This window comes from Klebsiella sp. HN106 (assembly GCF_051209435.1).
GTDB lineage: Bacteria > Pseudomonadota > Gammaproteobacteria > Enterobacterales > Enterobacteriaceae > Klebsiella > Klebsiella oxytoca.
On the sequence record NZ_JBLURD010000104.1, the window covers coordinates 1 to 444 of the forward strand.

The 444-nt window shown below is 63.1% G+C and carries 1 protein-coding gene; it reads right to left on the reverse strand.

The window, feature by feature from the left end; genetic code table 11:
• On the reverse strand, nt 1-444 hold a 444-nt coding region (locus ACSIPU_RS30535), incomplete at both ends, for a DHH family phosphoesterase (RefSeq protein WP_435322480.1).

Here is a 444-nt window from a genome sequence, read left to right on the forward strand (position 1 = left end):
GCTTAACCCCTGCCAGGTGAGGATACGGTTGTTAGCATCCAGCGGCACGACGTCCGCGACGGTGCCAAGCGCCACCAGATCCAGCAGCTCGGCAAGGTTCGGTGCGGGGATGCCGCGAGCGTCGAACCAGCCTTTATCGCGCAGAAAAGTGCGCAGCGCCAGCATCAGATAAAACGCCACCCCCACCCCGGCCAGTGATTTTGACGGGAAGTCGCAATCGCGCAGGTTGGGATTAACGATAGCTTCCGCCGCCGGCAGCGTCTCGCCCGGCAGATGGTGATCGGTCACCAGCACCGGGATCCCCAGCGCATGGGCATGATCGACGCCGGCATGGGACGAGATCCCGTTGTCGACGGTCATGATCATCTGCGCGCCGCGAGCATGGGCCTGATCGACCACTTCCGGGCTTAAACCGTAGCCGTCTTCAAAGCGGTTCGGCACCAG